Source organism: Yersinia ruckeri ATCC 29473, from assembly GCF_000754815.1.
Classification (GTDB): Bacteria; Pseudomonadota; Gammaproteobacteria; order Enterobacterales; family Enterobacteriaceae; genus Yersinia; species Yersinia ruckeri.
In genome coordinates, this window is record NZ_KN150747.1 from 33,647 (window position 1) to 52,165 (window position 18,519).

The following is an 18,519-nucleotide window of genomic DNA, read 5'->3' on the forward strand; positions in this document are numbered from 1 at the left end:
TATTACGCTTTCCCGCTGAAGAGTCAAGGTTTTATTTGGTTTCTTTCGAAGTCAAACTCATCTGTTCTCTTCCTGACCCGGCGAAGTATGTTTCGTTGTTCCCGGTCAGTGGAGGCGCATTATAGGGAGTTCCTGACAGGCTGCAACCCCTAATTTCAAATAATTTTCCAACCGCGTTTTTTTTCATCAAAAAGTGCGGAAATGAGTCATTTTTCTACTACTTTTCAGTTAAACAGCCAATACCAGAGTGAAACTGTAGAGTAAAATAGATATATAAGATGTTAGCCAGGACAAATCACCATGCAATTTAATGCCCAACAACAAGCCGCTCAGCGCAACCTTTCCTATTTACTAGCTGAAAAGATCGGTCAACGTATCCTGGCAGGGGAATATATAGCCGGTGCCATACTACCAGGGGAGATAGAACTGGGTGAAGAGTTTGGTGTCAGCCGCACTGCGGTACGTGAAGCGGTAAAAATGTTAGCCGCGAAAGGGATGTTGTTACCACGACCACGGATTGGTACGCGTATTATGCCGCAATCCAACTGGAACTTTCTCGACCAAGAGTTACTGACCTGGTGGATGACACGCGAGAATTTCGATCAGGTGATGCAACACTTTATTCTAGTACGTACTGCGTTGGAACCACAGGCCTGTGCTTTGGCTGCGGTTAACGCTAACGCGGCACAAAAAAAACAGTTAACTATATTAATGGCTGAAATGCAGGCGCTGCATGATGAATTTGACCGTGAACGCTGGATTCAGGTTGATACCCAATTCCATCAGTTGATTTACGAAGCCAGCGGTAATCCGTTCCTGACGTCTTTTGCCAATTTGTTCAGTTCTGTCTATCACAGCTATTTCCGCGCCATTACTGGAGATGAAGTGATTAAGCTACAACATCATCAATCTATCGTTGATACCATTCTCGCCAGTGACCGAGAGGGTGCCTGTGCTGCATGCCAGATATTATTGCAGGACAAAGAATAACGGTATTTTTTATTGGTAATGGTTATCTATATATAGAAGAGACAATATTGATAGTGAGTTCCATCAGGCGATAGCATGATTAAATCGGCTCACAGCTCGGTGGTTCTGACTGATAAGGCTATCTATTAGGGTTTGTGGTGTGCTGGCACCATCAGCCATTAGTTTCACGCTGAGAGACCGAACCGCGATCCACCAATTCTGGTGTAAGGGTGAGAATCTGTGGCTCTTCGTGCAAGTTATTCAATCTATGAATCAATGTATCGATCGCCAATTCCCCCAGTTCATCTTTTGGTTGATGAATCGTGGTGAGCGGCGGCGTCATATAACGGGCTATCTCAATATCATCATAACCAATTACTGCCATATCTTGCGGAATGGATAGACCCACCTGATACAACGCCTGATAAACCCCCACCGCCATGGCATCATTGCTGGTAAAGACCGCTTCTGGCGGTTGTGGCAACGCCAGTAATTGTTTCATTGCAGCGAGACCACCAGCAAATTCGAAGTCACTGGCAATTTCATATCCTGACAGAATCGGCAATCCAGCACGCTTCATCGCTTGTCGATAACCTTCCAGACGTTCCCGCGCAGGGGTTTTATCCTGTGGACCCGCAATACACGCGATGCGTTTATAACCTTTAGCGATCAGGAAATCTGTAGCCATTTCCCCACCCAATAAAGAGTTATCCTGAATAGTGTCGTTCACACCCTCAAAAGGTGCCCAATCCATCATCACTATAGGTAAAAAAGGATAACAGCGTAGAACATCCTGTGATGGGCGGTGATTTTCGGTACACATCAACAACAAACCATCGACTCTTTTTTGTAGTAAGGTTTCCATGCTGCGGTTCATGCGGTCAATATCACCCTCGGTATTACACAAAATCAGGCTATAGCCACGCTCATAACAGCTGCGTTCCACGCCGCGAACCACTTCGGCATAGAATGGGTTACTACTGGCCGTTACCAACATTCCAATCGTGCGTGTTTGATTGAGCTTCAGGCTGCGCGCTAAGGCAGAAGGGGCATAGTTGAGTTGCTTGATGGCGGCAATCACTTTTTCGCGCACCGCATCGCTGACAAAACGATCTTTATTGATAACGTGAGAAACTGTCGAGGTAGAAACGCCCGCCAAGCGGGCGACATCTTTCATGGTGGCCAAAATTACCTCTGACTTTGTAAAAATGTATCAATTTCGGCCCGCCAGGGAATGGAGGGTTGAGCACCAGAACGTGTTACCGCAATGGCAGCGGCGGCATGAGCAAAACGTACCGCAGTGGCCATAGTCTGACCTTCCAATAGCGCGGTAAGTAACGCGCCATTGAATGTATCACCGGCAGCAATAGTATCAACCGCATCAACTTTAAAACCGGGCATTAACTTACCTTGACCTTGTTCGCTGAGCCAAACACCACGGCTGCCCAGTGTGATAATTACCGTCGTAATGCCTTTATCATGCAGAATCTTTGCCGCTCTGTCGGCATCGTTATCATTTTTGATATGAATACCGGTCAAACGCTCGGCTTCAGTTTCATTCGGCGTGATCATATCCACCAGTTGCAGCAACTCATCTGGCAGTTCGCGCGCGGGGGCTGGGTTTAGAATCACCTGGGTCTGATTTTCTCTGGCCAGTTTCGCTGCCGCGATAACTGTTTCCAGCGGTGATTCTAATTGCATCAGCAATGCCTGAGCATCAATGACCTTTTGCTGGTAGCGTTGTAAATAATCTGGCGTGACGGCAGCATTGGCTCCGGCGTTGATGCCAATGACGTTTTCACCTTCACCATTGACGAAAATTAACGCCACACCGGTAGTTTCACCGGCAATAGCTTCAACTGGGCCAGTATCGATTCGGTCTGTGGCTAATTGTTGACGAACCCGCTCGCCGATGTCGTCTTCACCCACACAGGCAATAAATGCGATATCCGCGCCACTGCGCCCGGCAGCCACCGCCTGATTAGCACCTTTCCCACCGAAAGCAACGTTATATTGCTTCCCGATCACCGTTTCACCCGGACGAGGGAACTGCTGAATATTCAGAATATGGTCAGCATTGATACTGCCAAGAACCACCAGCTTACCTGTTTCCATCACATCTATTCCTTTGTATTTGAAGTTGCAGGAGAATTAACAACGTTCACTCATCCGAATCCGTGACTTAAATCAGTTCATCGATGTGCTTGCCCATGTAATCAACCTACAACTCCAATACCGTGGGTTTATTAAATAACAACTAATGAGTCATTTTATTATTTAGTCACTAGCTTCAAATCAACAGGAATAATGGCCTGCACTTTCTGACCTTTCAGTACCTTATCCGCAGTTTGTACCCCGATAGCGCCAATTTGGTCAGGACGTTGAGCAATAGTCGCGCCCAGCTTGCCACCTTCAACCGCTTTAATACCATCATCGGTACCGTCAAATCCAACCACTAATACATCGGTTTTACCTGCGGTCTGCAATGCACGCAGAGCACCCAGCGCCATTTCATCATTCTGTGCGAACACCGCTTGTACCGTTGGATGTGCGGTCAGCAAGTTCTGCATCACGTTCAAACCTTTAGTGCGATCGAAGTCGGCCGGTTGGCTAGCCAACAGCTGGAATTTATGCTGTTCCATTGACTGTTTGAAGCCTTCGCCACGTTCACGAGCCGCAGAGGCTCCGGCAATACCTTCCAGTTGAATAACTTGGGCGTCATTACCCAGTTTTTTGGCAATAAAGTCACCGGCCATTTTGCCGCCAAAGCGGTTGTCGGATGCTACGTGGCTGACCACCTCACCTTTGGCTGCCAAACGATCCAGCGTAATCACCGGAATTTTTGCCTGATTGGCCATTTTGATGGCATTGCCTACCGCATCGGAGTCGGTCGGGTTGATCAATAGTAGTTTGGTGCCACGAACTGTCAGATCCTGCACATTGGCCAATTCTTTTGCTGGGTTGTTCTGTGAATCCAATACCACCAGGTTGTAGCCCAGTTTATCCGCTTCTTTCTGTGCTCCATCTTTCATAGAGACAAAAAATGGGTTATTCAGAGTGGAAACCACTAGCGCAATGGTGTCTTTTGCCAGCGCGTTAGCACTCACGGTGGCGCTCAGTGCAACAACAGAGATCAAGGTAGCCAGTTTTTTCATTTTCATGGTCGTAATTCCTGTAGGGAGAGAGGTTATTTGCTGCTTTTGTTATCTACCAATACCGCGAGCAGAATAACTACTGCTTTTACGATCATTTGGTAGTAGGAGGAGACACCCAATAAATTTAAACCGTTATTCAAAAAGCCGAGGATTAGAGCACCGATTAGCGTACCAACAATACGTCCTTTACCACCAGCCAGACTGGTTCCACCCAGAACAACCGCCGCTATGGCATCCAGTTCATAACCGGTACCTGCCGTCGGCTGAGCTGAGGATAGACGAGCAACTTCGATAATACCTGCCAGTGCTGCCAATAAGCCGCACAGGGAGTAAACGATAATTTTGACTTTATCAACGCTGATACCGGATAGACGAGTTGCAGCCTCATTGCCACCTAACGCATAGATATAGCGACCCAAACGAGTATGGTGCAGCATGTACCAAGCACTAACAAAAACGATAGCCATCAACCAAATTGGCGTTGGAATGCCAAGTGGGCGGCCAATACCGAACCAGCCAAAGGCATCGGCAACATCGGTAAAGCCAGTATTTACTGGGCTACCGTTGGTGTAGACCATAGTGACACCGCGCAACAGCAACATCATGACCAAGGTAGCAATAAAGGCCTGTACTTTGCCTTTCGCCACAATCACTCCAGTACAGGCACCAACGAAGGCTCCAGCGGCCAGAGCAGCACCCACGGCAACCAGTGCATTCATTTCCATCCCGACAAGAGATGCGGCCACCGCGCCGGTTAACGCTAGCAGGGAACCAACGGAAAGATCGATGCCAGAAGTCAGAATAACCAATGTCATCCCGACCGCCATAATGGCGTTGACCGAAGTTTGTTGCAAAATATTGAACAGATTATTCAGGGTGAAAAAATTCGGGCTAAGGGACGAAACCACAGCAATCAGCACCAGCAGCGCAATCAATGATTTTTGTTCTAATAGCCACTCTTTACTGAACCAGCGTTTGGTCTGGATAGTCTGGGAACTCATATCTGATTACTCCTGCTTTGCACCGTATTGCTTGCCGACAGCGGCTGCCATCAACACTTCCTGAGTGGCCTGTTCAATGGAGAACTCACCGCTTAAATGACCTTCATGCATCACCAGAATTCTATCGCTCATTCCCAGCACTTCCGGCATTTCCGAGGAAACCAGAATGATACTCAGACCTTCTTGCTTGAACTGGTTGATTAACTGATAGATCTCTTTTTTCGCTCCCACATCTACACCACGAGTGGGTTCATCCAAAATCAGGACTTTTGGCCGAGTCATTAATCCCCGGGCAATGGCTACTTTTTGCTGATTACCGCCGGATAGTAAGCCAATAGGCTGTTCCATCGACGGTGTTTTGATATTAAATAAACGAATAAAATCGGCGACAGCTTGTTGTTCATCGGCCTGTTTCAGCGAGCCACCACTACGGCTGAAATAGCGTAATGCGGTCAGCGACATATTTTCTTTCACCGACATGCCCAAGACCAGTCCATCCCGCTTACGGTCTTCCGAGATATAGACAATGCCATTAGCCAGGCCATCTTGCGGTGAGTGGGTTACCACTTCACGGCCATTGAGCATCACATAGCCAGATTGACGTGGTAGCGCGCCGTAGATGATTTTCATCAGTTCGGTTCGCCCCGCCCCCATCAATCCCGCAACACCAAGGATTTCCCCTGCACGCAGGCTAAAACTGACATCATGCACGCCGGGACCACAAAGCTGCTTCACCTGCAACCGCACGTCGCCCAGCGGTAGATTCAGCCGTGGGTACTGTTCTTCCAGTTTGCGACCCACCATCATTTCAATCAGCGTATCTTCCTGTAACTCACTCACCGGTTTTTCACCGATAAATTGGCCATCACGAAAGACAGTAACATCGTCGCAGATCTCAAAAATTTCTTTTAAACGGTGAGAGATATAAACAATACCGCGCCCCTCAGCCTTTAACTCTCTGATCACATTAAATAACGAGGCGGTTTCCGTGTCCGTCAGCGCATCCGTTGGTTCATCCATAATGATGACTTTGGATTCAAAGCTCAGTACCTTGGCGATTTCAACCATTTGCTGATCGCCAATGGAGAGTTCACCCACCAAACGGTGGCTACTGTAATTCAGGTTCAAACGGGCAAGCAGGCGATCCGCTTCGGCATACATCTTTTTCCAATCAATGCCGCCAAAACGGTTAACAAATTCTCGTCCCAGAAAGATATTCTCGGCGATGGTCAATTGCGGAATCAGATTTAATTCCTGATGAATAATCCCAATGCCCGCTTCCTGTGAAGCTTTGGGACCATTAAATACCACTTCCTGGCCGAGAAAATGCTGGCTGCCGGCATCTTTACTGTAGATGCCAGTCAGCACTTTCATCATGGTGGATTTCCCAGCACCGTTTTCGCCCACCAGCGCCATTACCCGTCCCGGATAGACACTGAGTGCGGCACCAGATAGTGCTTTAACGCCGGGAAAGGCTTTATCAATCCCTTTCAGTTGCAGCAAAGGTTGCATAAATGCCTCAGAAAGTTACGCCCGCGCACAAGATCACGTTAGCAAAGGGGGAACATTCCCCGCTACGGATCACGGCATGGCTATGTTTGGTTTGCTCTTTGAAGGCCTCATGGCTGACATAGTGCAAAGCAATGGAGTTTCCCTGGTGTTGTTCTAGTTGTTTAAGTTGTGTCAGCAACGCTTCATGGAGTTGCGGATTTTTATTAACCATCTCTTCCGCCAAAATAGCGCTCTCAACCTGCATTTCCTGCGTTACCACCGACAGCACCTGAAGAAAACCAGGTACACCCTGTGTTAGCGCTAAATCAATGCGAGAAGTACTGTCTGGAATCGGCAGCCCTGCATCCGCAATGACTATTTGGTCGGTATGTCCAAGTCTGGAGATAACCGCAGAAATATCAGAATTCAGTAATGCGCCTTTTTTCATTTTTTGCTCCAACAGCGAAACGTTTCGCTGACTAAGAGTTTAGAAAAACGGCAGGATAAGGCAAAACAATTCTGGCCAATTTGTGATCGCCATCGAAACGTTTCGCTAAAAATTTTTTGAGGGAAAAGCGAACCTGATAAATAACAGTGAGAAGGGAAATATGATAAATCGTGGGGTCGAGTCTGAGGCCGCCATATTGACGGCCTCAGACGATTAAATTTCTACCTGTGTTCCCAACTCGATCACCCGGTTTGGCGGGATTTCAAATTGATCCGGCGCTCGCAGAGCATTTCGGCTTAGTGCCATAAACAGCTTGCCACGCAAGAACAGATACCACGGTCGTTTGGATAGAATCAGCGACTCATGCGACATAAAGAAGGAGGTTTCCATCATCTGGCAAGGCAAACCTTCCAACCCGCAACGATGGAAGATTTCCTCCACGTTTGGTGTTTCCCGCCAACCGTAACTGGCCACGACCCGCCAGAAGGTCGGTGATAATTGCTCGATGGTGACACGTTTTACATTATGTACATAAGGCGCATCTTCAGTACGCATTGTCAGCAATACCACGCGTTCGTGCAGTACTTTGTTGTGCTTGAGGTTATGCAGCAAGGCGAACGGGATAACATTCATAGCCCGCGACATATACACCGCGGTACCCGACACCCGCACCGGCGGCGATTTCTCCAGAGAGGCAATCATCGCTTCCAGAGAGTTACCGTGCTCATGCATCCGCCGCAATAATCGGAAGCGCTCGCTTTTCCAGGTCGTCATGATAATGAACATCACCAGACCGAGACTCAGCGGCAACCAACCACCGGAGAACAGTTTTAAGGCATTCGAAGAAAACATAGGAATATCAATGATCAGTAATATCACCAATAAGAACGCCACAAAAAACCGATTCCAATGCCAGTTTTTCAACGCCACGGTACAGAATAGTATGCTAGTCAGCACCATGGTGCCGGTTACCGCAATACCGTAAGCCGCAGCCAGATTACTGGAACGCTCAAAACCAATAATAACCAGTACCACGGCGAGATACAGCGTCCAGTTAATCACTGGAATATAGATCTGACCGGACTCCATCTCAGAAGTATGAATAATACGCATCGGCGGCAGATAGCCTAAACGCACCGCCTGACGCGTCAGGGAGAATACGCCGGAAATAACGGCCTGCGAAGCAATGACCGTTGCCAGCGTCGCCAAAACCAATAACGGTATCAGCGCCCAGTCGGGTGCCAACAAGAAGAAGGGGTTTTTAATCGCTTCAGGGTTTTTGAGTAATAATGCACCCTGACCGAAGTAATTCAGCACTAAAGATGGCAATACCACGGTAAACCAAGCCAAACGGATAGGGAACTTACCAAAATGACCCATATCGGCATACAAGGCTTCCACGCCGGTTATCGCCAGTACCACTGCGCCCAGCGCGAAGAAAGAGACAGCCTTGTGTTCGGCAAAAAAGGCAAACGCCCACTTGGGATTCATTGCAGCCAAAACATCTGGGTTATCCATGATCCCACGCACACCCAGCAATGCCAGCGTCAGGAACCATACCAACATCACGGGAGCAAATAGTTTGCCGACACTGCCGGTACCATGTTTTTGAATAGCAAACAGCAGTGTTAAAACGGCAATAGAGCAGGGAACAATGTAGGGGTCGAGAGAAGGGGCGGCAATTTCCAGCCCTTCTATAGCCGACATCACCGAAATAGCCGGCGTAATGACCACTTCCCCATAGAAGAAACTGCCACCAATTAAACCGAGAATAACCAATATCGAGGTCGCACGGGAGGATGTATTCCTGCCAGCTAATGACATCAGGGTTAAAATTCCGCCTTCGCCCGCGTTATCTGCTCGCATAACGTAAGTAAGATACTTCAGCGAGACTATCAGGATTAACATCCAGAAAATCAAAGACAGAAAACCAAAAACCACGTCAGGACGGACATCAAAACCATAATGACCAGAAAAGCACTCTCTCAGTGTATAGAGAGGACTGGTACCAATATCACCGTAAACCACCCCGATTGCCGCCAGAGTTACCGTCGACAATGATCGTTTATGCTCTGTGCTCATAATTTGTTTCTTTTGCTAGAACATCCATAAGCTGATGTGTGCGTTTAAGAGCCAATAACCTCTATTCTAAGCCCTTGGCGCCCACCAAAAGGCGCACAGTATGCACGATTTACACTGATTGCCTACCCTTAAATCGGGCGGTAGAGAAAGAAAAAAAGGGTGCCATACCTATCATAGATAATAGAAAAATTTTACTAATCAACAAGCTATAACATTAAAAAAAAGATGGTTAATTCCCGTCGATCGGGTAAAAATCCATTCACGCATAGACCATTAGGATAATTATGACGCAATCAACACAATTGGCAGACAGAATATCCCGTTTGAGCAGCGCGCTGGAAACGGGTCTGTATGAAAGGCAAGAAGCCATTCGCTTATGCCTATTGGCAGCACTCAGCGGCGAAAGCGTCTTTTTACTTGGTCCACCGGGGATTGCTAAGAGTCTGATTGCTCGTCGCCTGAAATTTGCTTTTCGTCATGCACGCGCTTTTGAATATCTGATGACGCGTTTTTCTACTCCAGAGGAGGTGTTTGGCCCACTGTCTATTCAGGCATTAAAAGAAGAAGGGCGCTATCAACGTATGACCAGCGGCTACCTGCCTGAAGCTGAGATCGTGTTTCTGGATGAAATCTGGAAAGCAGGGCCAGCCATTCTGAATACCCTGCTAACGGCGATTAATGAACGACGTTTCCGTAATGGCGATAAGGAAGACAGTATTCCCATGCGCCTGTTGGTCACCGCCTCCAACGAATTACCCGAAGCCGACAGCAGCCTGGAAGCTCTTTATGACCGAATGCTGATTCGTTTGTGGCTTGATCGAGTGCAGGAGAAACAGAATTTTCGCTCACTGTTGCTAACCCGGCAAAATGAAAACCACAACCCTGTGGCGGAAAATCTCAGTATCAGTGATGAGGAATTCCACCAGTGGCAACCGCTGATTGATAAAATTATGCTGCCCGATCACTGTTTTGAGCTTATTTTCCAACTACGTCAACGCCTAAGTGCATTGGAACAAGCGCCTTACGTTTCAGATCGCCGTTGGAAGAAAGCCCTACGTCTCCTTCAGGCCTGCGCATTCTTTAGTGGCCGCGATACAATTACGCCGATCGATCTGATTTTACTGAAAGATTGTCTGTGGCATGACCTCAATTCTCTCAAGCTACTGCAACAACAGTTAGAACAACTGCTGTGTGAACAGGGTTATCAGCAGCAAAGCCTGATGATGCAGTTACAGCAGATTCAGGGGCAATGGTTGCAACATCAGCAACAACAAAATGACCGCCAAGCGCTGACATTGATAAAACAAAGCGGTCTATTTAGCCGCAAGGCACAATATACTCTGCCAGAAAATCTGACTGATAGCGCGTTGACCTTATTCTTGCAAAGGCCACTGAACTTGCATGATATTCAAGTCAATCATCTGCAAATCGAGCGGGATGCATTAATACAATGGCTGAATAAAGGCGGTGTACTACGCGCAAAACTGAATACCATTGGGTTTGCTCAAACGATAGAGGCCGAAATTGATGACCGCCAGCATCTGGTTATTCTTGATGTCAGCCGTCAGGGTGCGGTTCTCTCGCTGCCAGGTCAGTCTGCCAGCACGGTACCGGAAGCATTATTGACACAGATGAATGAGCTGGAAAGCCGTCTGGCGGAACAGCGTCGTCAGTTCAGCCAACATCAACCTTGCCTATTCACGCCTTCAGCGTGGCTAGCCAAAATTGAGGCTAGCTTATTGCAAGTCGCTGAACAGGTGAAACAGCAGCAACAAAAATTGCGTGGGCACTAGATCATGTTAAGCCTGGCAACGCTGGATATGCTGTTATCCATCAGTGAAGGCCAACTGATAGATGAACTGGTGATTGGCTTGTTGGCTGCACCTCAGTTGGCTATTTTCTTTGAAAAGTTTCCCCGAATGAAACGCGCCTTACTGAAAGATATTCCCAGTTGGAAATTAAAGCTGAAACAACGTATTCAGGAAGCTAATGTCCCGCCAGCATTAGCCAGCGAGTTCAGCTTATATCAACGCTGCCAACTGCAAGAAAGTACGGCTTTTTATCAGCAGATTTGGGCTATTGTCGAAAATCTGGAGAACATCCATTCCCCTTTTGCGACACAAGCCAGATCCATGTTGGAAGCCGCTGATCTCGCCAATAATCCCCCCAATGGCGACAGCCTGCAAACCCTGTTTTTGCAACGCTGGCGCGTAAGCCTGACGCTACAAACCATGACTGTTCACCACCAACTTTTGGAGCAGGAACGTGAGCAGTTACTTGCCGAACTACAGCAACGGCCAGCGCTAAGCGGTGCCCTCGAACCGATACTGGCAGATAACGATACGGCGGCGGGGCGACTGTGGGATATGAGCCAAAGCCAGTTACAGCGCGGGGATTACCAGCTATTACTGCAATACGGCGATTTTTTACAGCAACAATCCGAATTACAGAAACTGGCTGAAAAACTGGGTCGCAGCCGTTCAGCTAAAGCATTACCCACGCCCGATGCGCGCTTCGAGCCTTATTCTGTGATGGTAAGAATGCCGGATGCGGTTCCAGAAGAGGTCAGCGGTATTCACCAAAGTAACGATATTCTACGTCTGCTTCCTACCGAGTTAGTCATGCTGGGTATGAATGAATTGGAGTTTGAATTTTATCGCCGCTTACTGGAAAGGCGCTTGCTGACTTACCGTTTACAAGGTGATGCCTGGCAAGAACAGCGGTTACAAAGGCCGGTAAGCCTGAAAAATAGTGATGAACAGCCGCGTGGCCCATTTATTGTTTGCGTAGATACGTCCGGTTCGATGGGCGGGTTTAACGAGCAATGCGCCAAAGCTTTCTGCTTGGCATTACTGCGTATAGCTCTGGAAGACAACCGCCGTTGCTATATCATGCTATTCGCTACAGAAATTATTCACTACGAACTATCAGCATCTAGCGGTCTTGAACAGGCCATTCGTTTTCTCAGCCAACGTTTTCGCGGCGGAACCGATCTGGCCGCCTGCTTATCGGCAACACTCACTAAAATGGATGATCGGGAATGGTATGATGCGGATGCGGTGATCATCTCCGATTTTGTCGCCCAGCGCTTGCCAGAGGAACTGATCCGCAAAATCAAAATTCAACAACAAGCTCATCAACATCGATTCCATGCTGTTGCCATGTCGGCCTATGGCAAACCCGGCATTATGCGGATTTTCGACCATATCTGGCGTTTTGATACCGGATTAAAAAGCCGCTTAATGCGCCGCTGGAAGCGCTAACTCAATGATTAATCAGTTAAGTAGCCCCGCGCCCACGTTAATTGACAGCCCTAATATCGTCATATTAAAGATGAAAGATAAAACCGACTGAAACAACACAACGCGGCGAACATCCGGACTACCGATAGAAACATCAGCAGTTTGCGAAGCCACGCCGATCGTAAATGCAAAATAAAGAAAATCCCAGTATGTCGGTTTGGCTATCTGATCGGGGAAAATCAGCGGCAGTACTTTTTCTGGCGTCGGTTGGTTTAAATAAAAAAGAAACAACCCGACGATGATGTCGGGTTGCCTGATAAAACTATCGGGTAAAACACAGAATAATTACAGCAGACCTGCTACTTTTTCACTGATTTCCGGGCCCCAAACGCCACATTGAACTTGGCCAATATGTTGTTGTTGCAGCAATAACATCACCAACCGAGATTGTCCGATGCCGCCACCGATAGTTTGTGGCATTTCACCACGCAGCAGTGACTGGTGCCACTCCAATTTCAGACGGTCTTCATCCGCAGTCAGCGCCAGTTGGCGTTTCAGCGTTTCCGCATCCACACGAATACCCATGGAGGAAATCTCAAATGCATCTTCCAAAATCGGGTTCCAGACAATAATGTCACCGTTCAAACCAGCAAAACCTTCGGCGCTCGGCGACGTCCAGTCATCATAATCTGGTGCACGTACATCATGAGATTTCCCGTCGGCCAGCTTACCGCCAATACCGATCAGGAATACCGCCCCCAATTCTTTGGCAATCGCACGTTCACGGCCTTTAGCATCCAAATCAGGGAAACGGGTAAGCAGAGTTTCGCTATGTACAAAGTGAATTTTCTCCGGCAGGAACGGTTTGATACCAAACTCCGCACTCACTGCTGATTCTGTTTCTTTAATCGCCGTGTAGATCTTGTTAACGGTGAATTTCAAGTAAGCCAGGTTGCGTTCTCCGTCACCCATGACACGCTCCCAGTCCCACTGATCTACATACACTGAGTGGATCGCACTAAGACGATCTTCATCAGGGCGCAACGCTTTCATATGTGTGTATAAGCCTTGATCAGCACCGAAATCGAAACGCCCCAGTGTCTTACGTTTCCATTTAGCTAAAGAGTGCACCACTTCAAAAATGGCCTCAGGTAGCGTTTTCACTTTTACCTGTACCGCTTTTTCCGAACCAGACAAGTTATCCTGAGTACCATCACCAACGCGGCTAAGAATAGGTGCCTGCACTTCGATCAGACCCAGTTGCTGTTCCAACTGGCGAGAAAAGAAGGATTTTACGAAGCTGATTTGTTGCTGTTTCTGGATAAATTGTTTTTTCATGGTGATTTTCTCAATGCTTAATGTTCAGAATGCCGTATGGCTTGACATCGATTAAGCAACAGAACAGACCAATAATTCAATATACAATAAGTAATATTGCCTTTTCACTTTCAATCATTCATTTTTTACTAGTTAAAAATAAACAATCATTAAAAATAGGGGGTAAATATGAGCGAAATGTATCAAATCGATAATCTCGATCGCGGCATCTTGAATGCTTTAATGGAAAATGCACGCACACCTTACGCTGAATTGGCCAAAAACTTTGGCGTAAGTCCAGGAACTATCCATGTGCGGGTCGAGAAAATGAAGCAGGCTGGCATTATTACTGCCGCCTGTGTTCACGTTGATCCCAAACGGCTGGGATATGATGTGTGTTGTTTTATCGGCATTATTTTAAAAAGTGCCAAAGATTATCCCTCAGCACTAAAGAAACTGGAAAGTCTGGAGGAGGTCGTGGAAGCCTATTACACCACTGGGCACTACAGCGTCTTTATCAAAGTCATGTGTCGATCTATTGATGCGTTACAGCAAGTACTTATCAACAAGATCCAAACCATTGATGAGATCCAGTCGACAGAGACGCTAATCTCGTTGCAGAACCCCATTATGCGTACGATTGTTCCTTAATGAATAAATAAGTATACCCATATTGTCCACAGGTAGATCCCAGCTGATTCACAGAGTACAATAGCGTCTCTTTACTTTGGTTGGGTTGTTTATGGCTGATATTACCCTGATCAGTGGTAGCACATTGGGCAGCGCAGAATATGTTGCTGAACATTTGGCTGAGAAATTGGAAGAAGCCGGTTTCTCCACTGAGACATTGCATGGTCCGGAATTAGATGAACTCTCTCTGAAAGGCCTGTGGCTGGTGGTGACCTCGACTCATGGAGCCGGAGATCTGCCTGATAATCTACAACCTTTATTAGAGCAAATAGATCAGCAACAGCCCGATCTGTCTCTGGTTCGCTTTGGTGCCGTCGGTTTAGGCAGTTCTGAGTACGATACCTTTTGCGGTGCGATCCAAGCGCTTGATCAGCAATTGATCGCCAAAGGAGCGAAACGGATCGGTGAAATACTAGAGATCGACGTTACTCAACATGAGATTCCTGAAGATCCAGCGGAAGAATGGGTAAAAAGTTGGATTAATTTACTCTAATACGCTCAAAGATCACGCGATCAATTGTGGATAACTATGCTTAAAAGCAGGGTAAAACCGGTAGTTATCCATATAACAACCTTAGTACACATTATGAGCTGTGGATAACATGCCATTTAGATCCCAGCTTATACGCAATAGGATCACCGATCATTCACAGCAAACGATCCTCCTTAATCCCATGATCTTATTTGTGAATATTCACTTATCCACAGATGATCACGATCCTAATAGAAGATCTAATAAAGAGATCTTTAAATAAAAAGATCTTCTTTTAATTAAGGGCGATCCTAAGGCACTTGGTCGATCGTCTAAACTTGAGTAGAATCCCCCACCCTAGGGCAAACCAACGATCATTCGCATAACGGCGAGGTGCAGTACCATGTTTTATCCAGATCAATTTGACGTCATCATCATCGGTGGTGGTCATGCAGGCACAGAGGCTGCTATGGCAGCGGCACGCATGGGACGTCAGACCCTATTACTGACACACAATATCGATACCCTGGGGCAAATGTCTTGCAACCCAGCGATAGGGGGTATTGGTAAGGGACATCTGGTAAAAGAGATCGATGCTCTCGGTGGACTAATGGCCATCGCAACTGACCACGCAGGTATTCAGTTTAGGATACTAAACGCAAGCAAAGGTCCTGCCGTCAGAGCGACTCGGGCACAAGCGGATAGGGTACTTTACCGTCAAGCGGTACGTACTGCTCTGGAGAATCAGCCAAATCTGATGATCTTCCAACAACCTGTTGAAGATCTGATTGTGGAAAACGATCGTGTCGTGGGTGCAGTTACCCAGATGGGGCTTAAATTCCGCGCCAAAGCCGTTGTGCTGACCGTGGGTACCTTCCTGGATGGCAAGATTCATATCGGGTTGGAAAACTACAGTGGTGGCCGCGCAGGCGATCCTCCGTCCATCTCGCTTTCCCAGCGTTTACGTGAATTACCGCTTCGGGTTAATCGCCTGAAAACCGGTACACCACCGCGCATTGATGCGCGAACCATTGATTTTAGCCAATTGGCTCCACAGTTAGGTGATGATCCTGTACCAGTATTTTCGTTCCTCGGTAATGCATCACAACATCCTGAACAAATGGCTTGTCATATCACCTACACCAATGAAAAAACCCATGAGGTGATCCGTAATAACCTCGATCGTAGCCCAATGTATGCTGGGATCATTGAGGGGATCGGACCACGTTACTGCCCTTCCATTGAAGACAAAGTGATGCGTTTTGCCGATCGCAATGCGCATCAGATCTTCCTTGAACCTGAAGGGTTGACCAGCAACGAAATTTATCCAAACGGTATTTCCACCAGCTTGCCATTTGATGTCCAGATGCAAATCGTTCGTTCGATGAAAGGTATGGAAAATGCCCGCATCATTCGTCCTGGCTATGCTATCGAATACGATTTCTTCGATCCTCGTGACCTGAAACCAACCCTGGAAAGCAAATATATCCAGGGGCTGTTCTTTGCTGGACAAATCAACGGAACGACCGGATACGAAGAAGCTGCAGCTCAAGGGTTGCTTGCTGGCCTTAATGCTGGCCGCTTTGCCAACGACGACGAGGGTTGGTTCCCACGTCGCGATGAAGCTTACCTTGGCGTTTTGGTTGATGATTTAAGCACTCTAGGCACCAAAGAACCGTACCGAATGTTTACATCCCGAGCTGAATATCGCTTGATGCTGCGCGAAGATAACGCCGATTTACGACTGACCGAAATGGGGCGGAAATTAGGGCTGGTCGACGATGCTCGTTGGGCTCATTACAGCCTAAAAATTGAGCAGATCGAGAAAGAACGTCAACGCTTACGGGATATCATGGTGCATCCGAACTCTGAAAAAATTCAAGAGATCAATGCCTTACTTAAAGCACCTTTGTCGAAAGAAGCCAATGGTGAAGAATTACTACGTCGCCCTGAAATCGATTACCGCATGTTAACTGCATTGGATAAATTTGGCCCTGCATTGAGTGATCCCCAAGCTGCGGATCAGGTTGAAATCCAAGTGAAATACGAAGGTTACATTGCGCGTCAGCAGGAAGAAATCGAACGTCAGCTGCGTAATGAAAACACATTGTTGCCTACAGATTTGGATTACAGTCAAGTTTCCGGTTTGTCGAATGAAGTGACCGCTAAGCTAAACGATCACAAACCTAGCTCGATCGGGCAGGCATCTCGTATTTCAGGTGTCACGCCAGCGGCAATATCCATTTTGCTGGTTTGGTTGAAAAAACAGGGTCTACTTCGCCGCAGTGCCTGATGTTTTATCCGGTGTGCTGCGTTTGGTTCCCCGCTGACAGCCAACTGATAGTTGGCTGATTAACTATTCGATTATTTATCAACGCTGGTAGTACTATTTCTGTCCAGAGGACATTGTGGTGTTAAAAAAATTAGAATCCTTGCTAAAAATCGCGGGAATATCATTACCCGATAAGCAAAAACAACAACTTGTCGGCTATGTTGAACTGCTGCACAAATGGAACAAAGCCTACAATCTGACTTCCGTTCGTGATCCGGAACAAATGCTTATTCGCCATATTCTGGACAGTATCGTGGTTAACCCGCATTTGCAGGGGCAACGTTTTATCGATGTGGGGACGGGGCCAGGCTTACCGGGAATCCCTTTGGCGATCGTACGTCCTGATTCCCATTTCACCTTGTTGGACAGTCTTGGCAAACGGGTACGGTTTTTGCGCCAGGTACAACACGAGCTGGGATTGAATAATATCGAACCAGTTCAGAGCCGGGTGGAGGACTTTAGTGGTGAACCCGGTTTTGACGGCGTAATAAGCCGTGCATTTGCTTCGTTAGACGATATGCTGTCATGGTGTCATCATTTGCCAAGTCGGCCTGAAGGGCGCTTCTACGCACTGAAAGGTGTGTGTCCTGACGATGAGTTGGCCACCTTGCCAAAGGGTATCCAATTGGAGTCAGTTGTCCGATTACTGGTGCCTGAGTTGGATGGTGAACGACATTTGATTATTCTTAAGCCAAACTAACTTTGTTTTTTATCAAAAAAAGTCAATAAACTTAGCTCGTTTTAGATAATCTTCAAAGGCTCGGTTTTTGTCGCTAGTTTAAATGCAAAACGCATAATATTTAACCTGTCGTTCACAATGACCGCCAGCAGCACATGATAATAATTAATTGAAGGCAGATACATAGTAACTAATGTAATTAATTCTATTGTTATTATATCCGTATTTGTATTTAAGTTGTTGCAATATCATTATCGAAAATGTCAATAAAAGGTTTTCACCTGGTAGATAAGTTGTTTTAGAAAGGTTTTAATTTAATATTTTGATTTTTATATATTTTTAATCGCTCTTTTGGTTAAAGACACAGAAAAATATTCTGGTTATATAGAGAGAATATTGAGTTATGTGATGCACTGCACGATTTGTTGATTATTAGTGGAATCGTCTAACAATTAAATGAGATCTTTATTTCGAGGGATTTCTTGTGAAAAGAGTCCTAAAGAAGAAAATTTAAATAATTGTTCACCTTTTCGCTACTTATCGATTGAATTCGTTTGTGTGCCCCGTATAATTTGCTCGTTTTTTGCTGCTTGACTCTCTGGAGCAAAGGCAGTTTTATACGTCACTCAGAATACCCCCTC

Annotated in this window: 15 protein-coding genes and 1 pseudogene; 7 read left to right on the plus strand and 9 right to left on the minus strand. The window is 46.8% G+C overall.

What is annotated here, in order from left to right:
• The first annotated feature begins 300 nt into the window (after positions 1-300).
• Positions 301-990, plus strand: a complete 690-nt coding sequence (locus tag DJ39_RS00165) for a FadR/GntR family transcriptional regulator (RefSeq protein ID WP_004718157.1) — start codon at positions 301-303, stop codon at positions 988-990.
• A 151-nt stretch (positions 991-1,141) separates the two neighbouring features.
• Here DJ39_RS00165 and rbsR read toward each other — a convergent pair whose 3' ends face one another.
• From rbsR to kup, 7 genes are all read right to left on the minus strand, one after another.
• Entirely contained in the window at positions 1,142-2,155 is a 1,014-nt protein-coding gene (gene rbsR / locus DJ39_RS00170; protein WP_038251067.1) for a ribose operon transcriptional repressor RbsR, read from the minus strand.
• A gap of 2 nt (positions 2,156-2,157) precedes the next feature.
• Complete coding sequence (gene rbsK / locus DJ39_RS00175; protein ID WP_004718160.1) at positions 2,158-3,084, minus strand: ribokinase; 927 nt, start codon at positions 3,082-3,084, stop codon at positions 2,158-2,160.
• A 158-nt stretch (positions 3,085-3,242) separates the two neighbouring features.
• Positions 3,243-4,130 (minus strand): ribose ABC transporter substrate-binding protein RbsB, encoded by an 888-nt coding sequence (gene rbsB, locus DJ39_RS00180; protein WP_004718162.1) that lies wholly within the window; start codon positions 4,128-4,130, stop codon positions 3,243-3,245.
• 26 nt (positions 4,131-4,156) lie between these two features.
• Positions 4,157-5,125 (minus strand): ribose ABC transporter permease, encoded by a 969-nt coding sequence (gene rbsC, locus DJ39_RS00185; RefSeq protein WP_004718164.1) that lies wholly within the window; start codon positions 5,123-5,125, stop codon positions 4,157-4,159.
• Between the two features lie 6 nt (positions 5,126-5,131).
• Positions 5,132-6,637, minus strand: a complete 1,506-nt coding sequence (gene rbsA, locus DJ39_RS00190) for a ribose ABC transporter ATP-binding protein RbsA (RefSeq protein WP_004718166.1) — start codon at positions 6,635-6,637, stop codon at positions 5,132-5,134.
• Between the two features lie 7 nt (positions 6,638-6,644).
• A complete protein-coding gene (gene rbsD / locus DJ39_RS00195) occupies positions 6,645-7,064 on the minus strand; it encodes a D-ribose pyranase (protein WP_038242232.1) in 420 nt (139 codons plus the stop codon).
• A gap of 213 nt (positions 7,065-7,277) precedes the next feature.
• A complete protein-coding gene (gene kup / locus DJ39_RS00200) occupies positions 7,278-9,146 on the minus strand; it encodes a low affinity potassium transporter Kup (RefSeq protein ID WP_038242228.1) in 1,869 nt (622 codons plus the stop codon).
• A 284-nt stretch (positions 9,147-9,430) separates the two neighbouring features.
• Here kup and ravA point away from each other — a divergent pair, with 284 nt between their 5' ends.
• Positions 9,431-10,939, plus strand: coding sequence for an ATPase RavA (gene ravA, locus DJ39_RS00205; protein WP_004718173.1), 1,509 nt, complete (start codon positions 9,431-9,433; stop codon positions 10,937-10,939).
• 3 nt (positions 10,940-10,942) lie between these two features.
• Positions 10,943-12,409 (plus strand): ATPase RavA stimulator ViaA, encoded by a 1,467-nt coding sequence (viaA, locus tag DJ39_RS00210; RefSeq protein WP_004718175.1) that lies wholly within the window; start codon positions 10,943-10,945, stop codon positions 12,407-12,409.
• Between the two features lie 12 nt (positions 12,410-12,421).
• Here the strand turns inward: viaA and DJ39_RS00215 are convergent.
• Together DJ39_RS00215 and asnA are read right to left on the minus strand one after the other, a co-directional pair.
• Positions 12,422-12,673 (minus strand): annotated as a pseudogene (locus tag DJ39_RS00215) (DUF1345 domain-containing protein); the annotation flags it as partial.
• A 60-nt stretch (positions 12,674-12,733) separates the two neighbouring features.
• Complete coding sequence (gene asnA / locus DJ39_RS00220) at positions 12,734-13,726, minus strand: aspartate--ammonia ligase (RefSeq protein ID WP_004718179.1); 993 nt, start codon at positions 13,724-13,726, stop codon at positions 12,734-12,736.
• Positions 13,727-13,894: 168 nt separating this feature from the next.
• Between asnA and asnC the strand changes: the two genes are divergently transcribed.
• From asnC to rsmG, 4 genes are all read left to right on the plus strand, one after another.
• The gene (gene asnC, locus DJ39_RS00225; protein ID WP_004718181.1) at positions 13,895-14,356 is read left to right on the plus strand and encodes a transcriptional regulator AsnC; all 462 of its coding nucleotides are present in this window, start codon (positions 13,895-13,897) and stop codon (positions 14,354-14,356) included.
• A gap of 91 nt (positions 14,357-14,447) precedes the next feature.
• Positions 14,448-14,888, plus strand: coding sequence for an FMN-binding protein MioC (mioC, locus tag DJ39_RS00230; protein ID WP_038242219.1), 441 nt, complete (start codon positions 14,448-14,450; stop codon positions 14,886-14,888).
• A 382-nt stretch (positions 14,889-15,270) separates the two neighbouring features.
• Positions 15,271-17,160 carry a tRNA uridine-5-carboxymethylaminomethyl(34) synthesis enzyme MnmG gene (mnmG, locus tag DJ39_RS00235; RefSeq protein ID WP_004718186.1) on the plus strand — a complete coding sequence of 630 codons (1,890 nt, stop codon included), beginning with the start codon at positions 15,271-15,273 and terminating at the stop codon, positions 17,158-17,160.
• A 118-nt stretch (positions 17,161-17,278) separates the two neighbouring features.
• Positions 17,279-17,899: a 16S rRNA (guanine(527)-N(7))-methyltransferase RsmG gene (rsmG, locus tag DJ39_RS00240; RefSeq protein ID WP_038242254.1), complete on the plus strand. Its 621-nt coding sequence runs from the start codon at positions 17,279-17,281 to the stop codon at positions 17,897-17,899.
• Positions 17,900-18,519 lie beyond the last annotated feature (620 nt).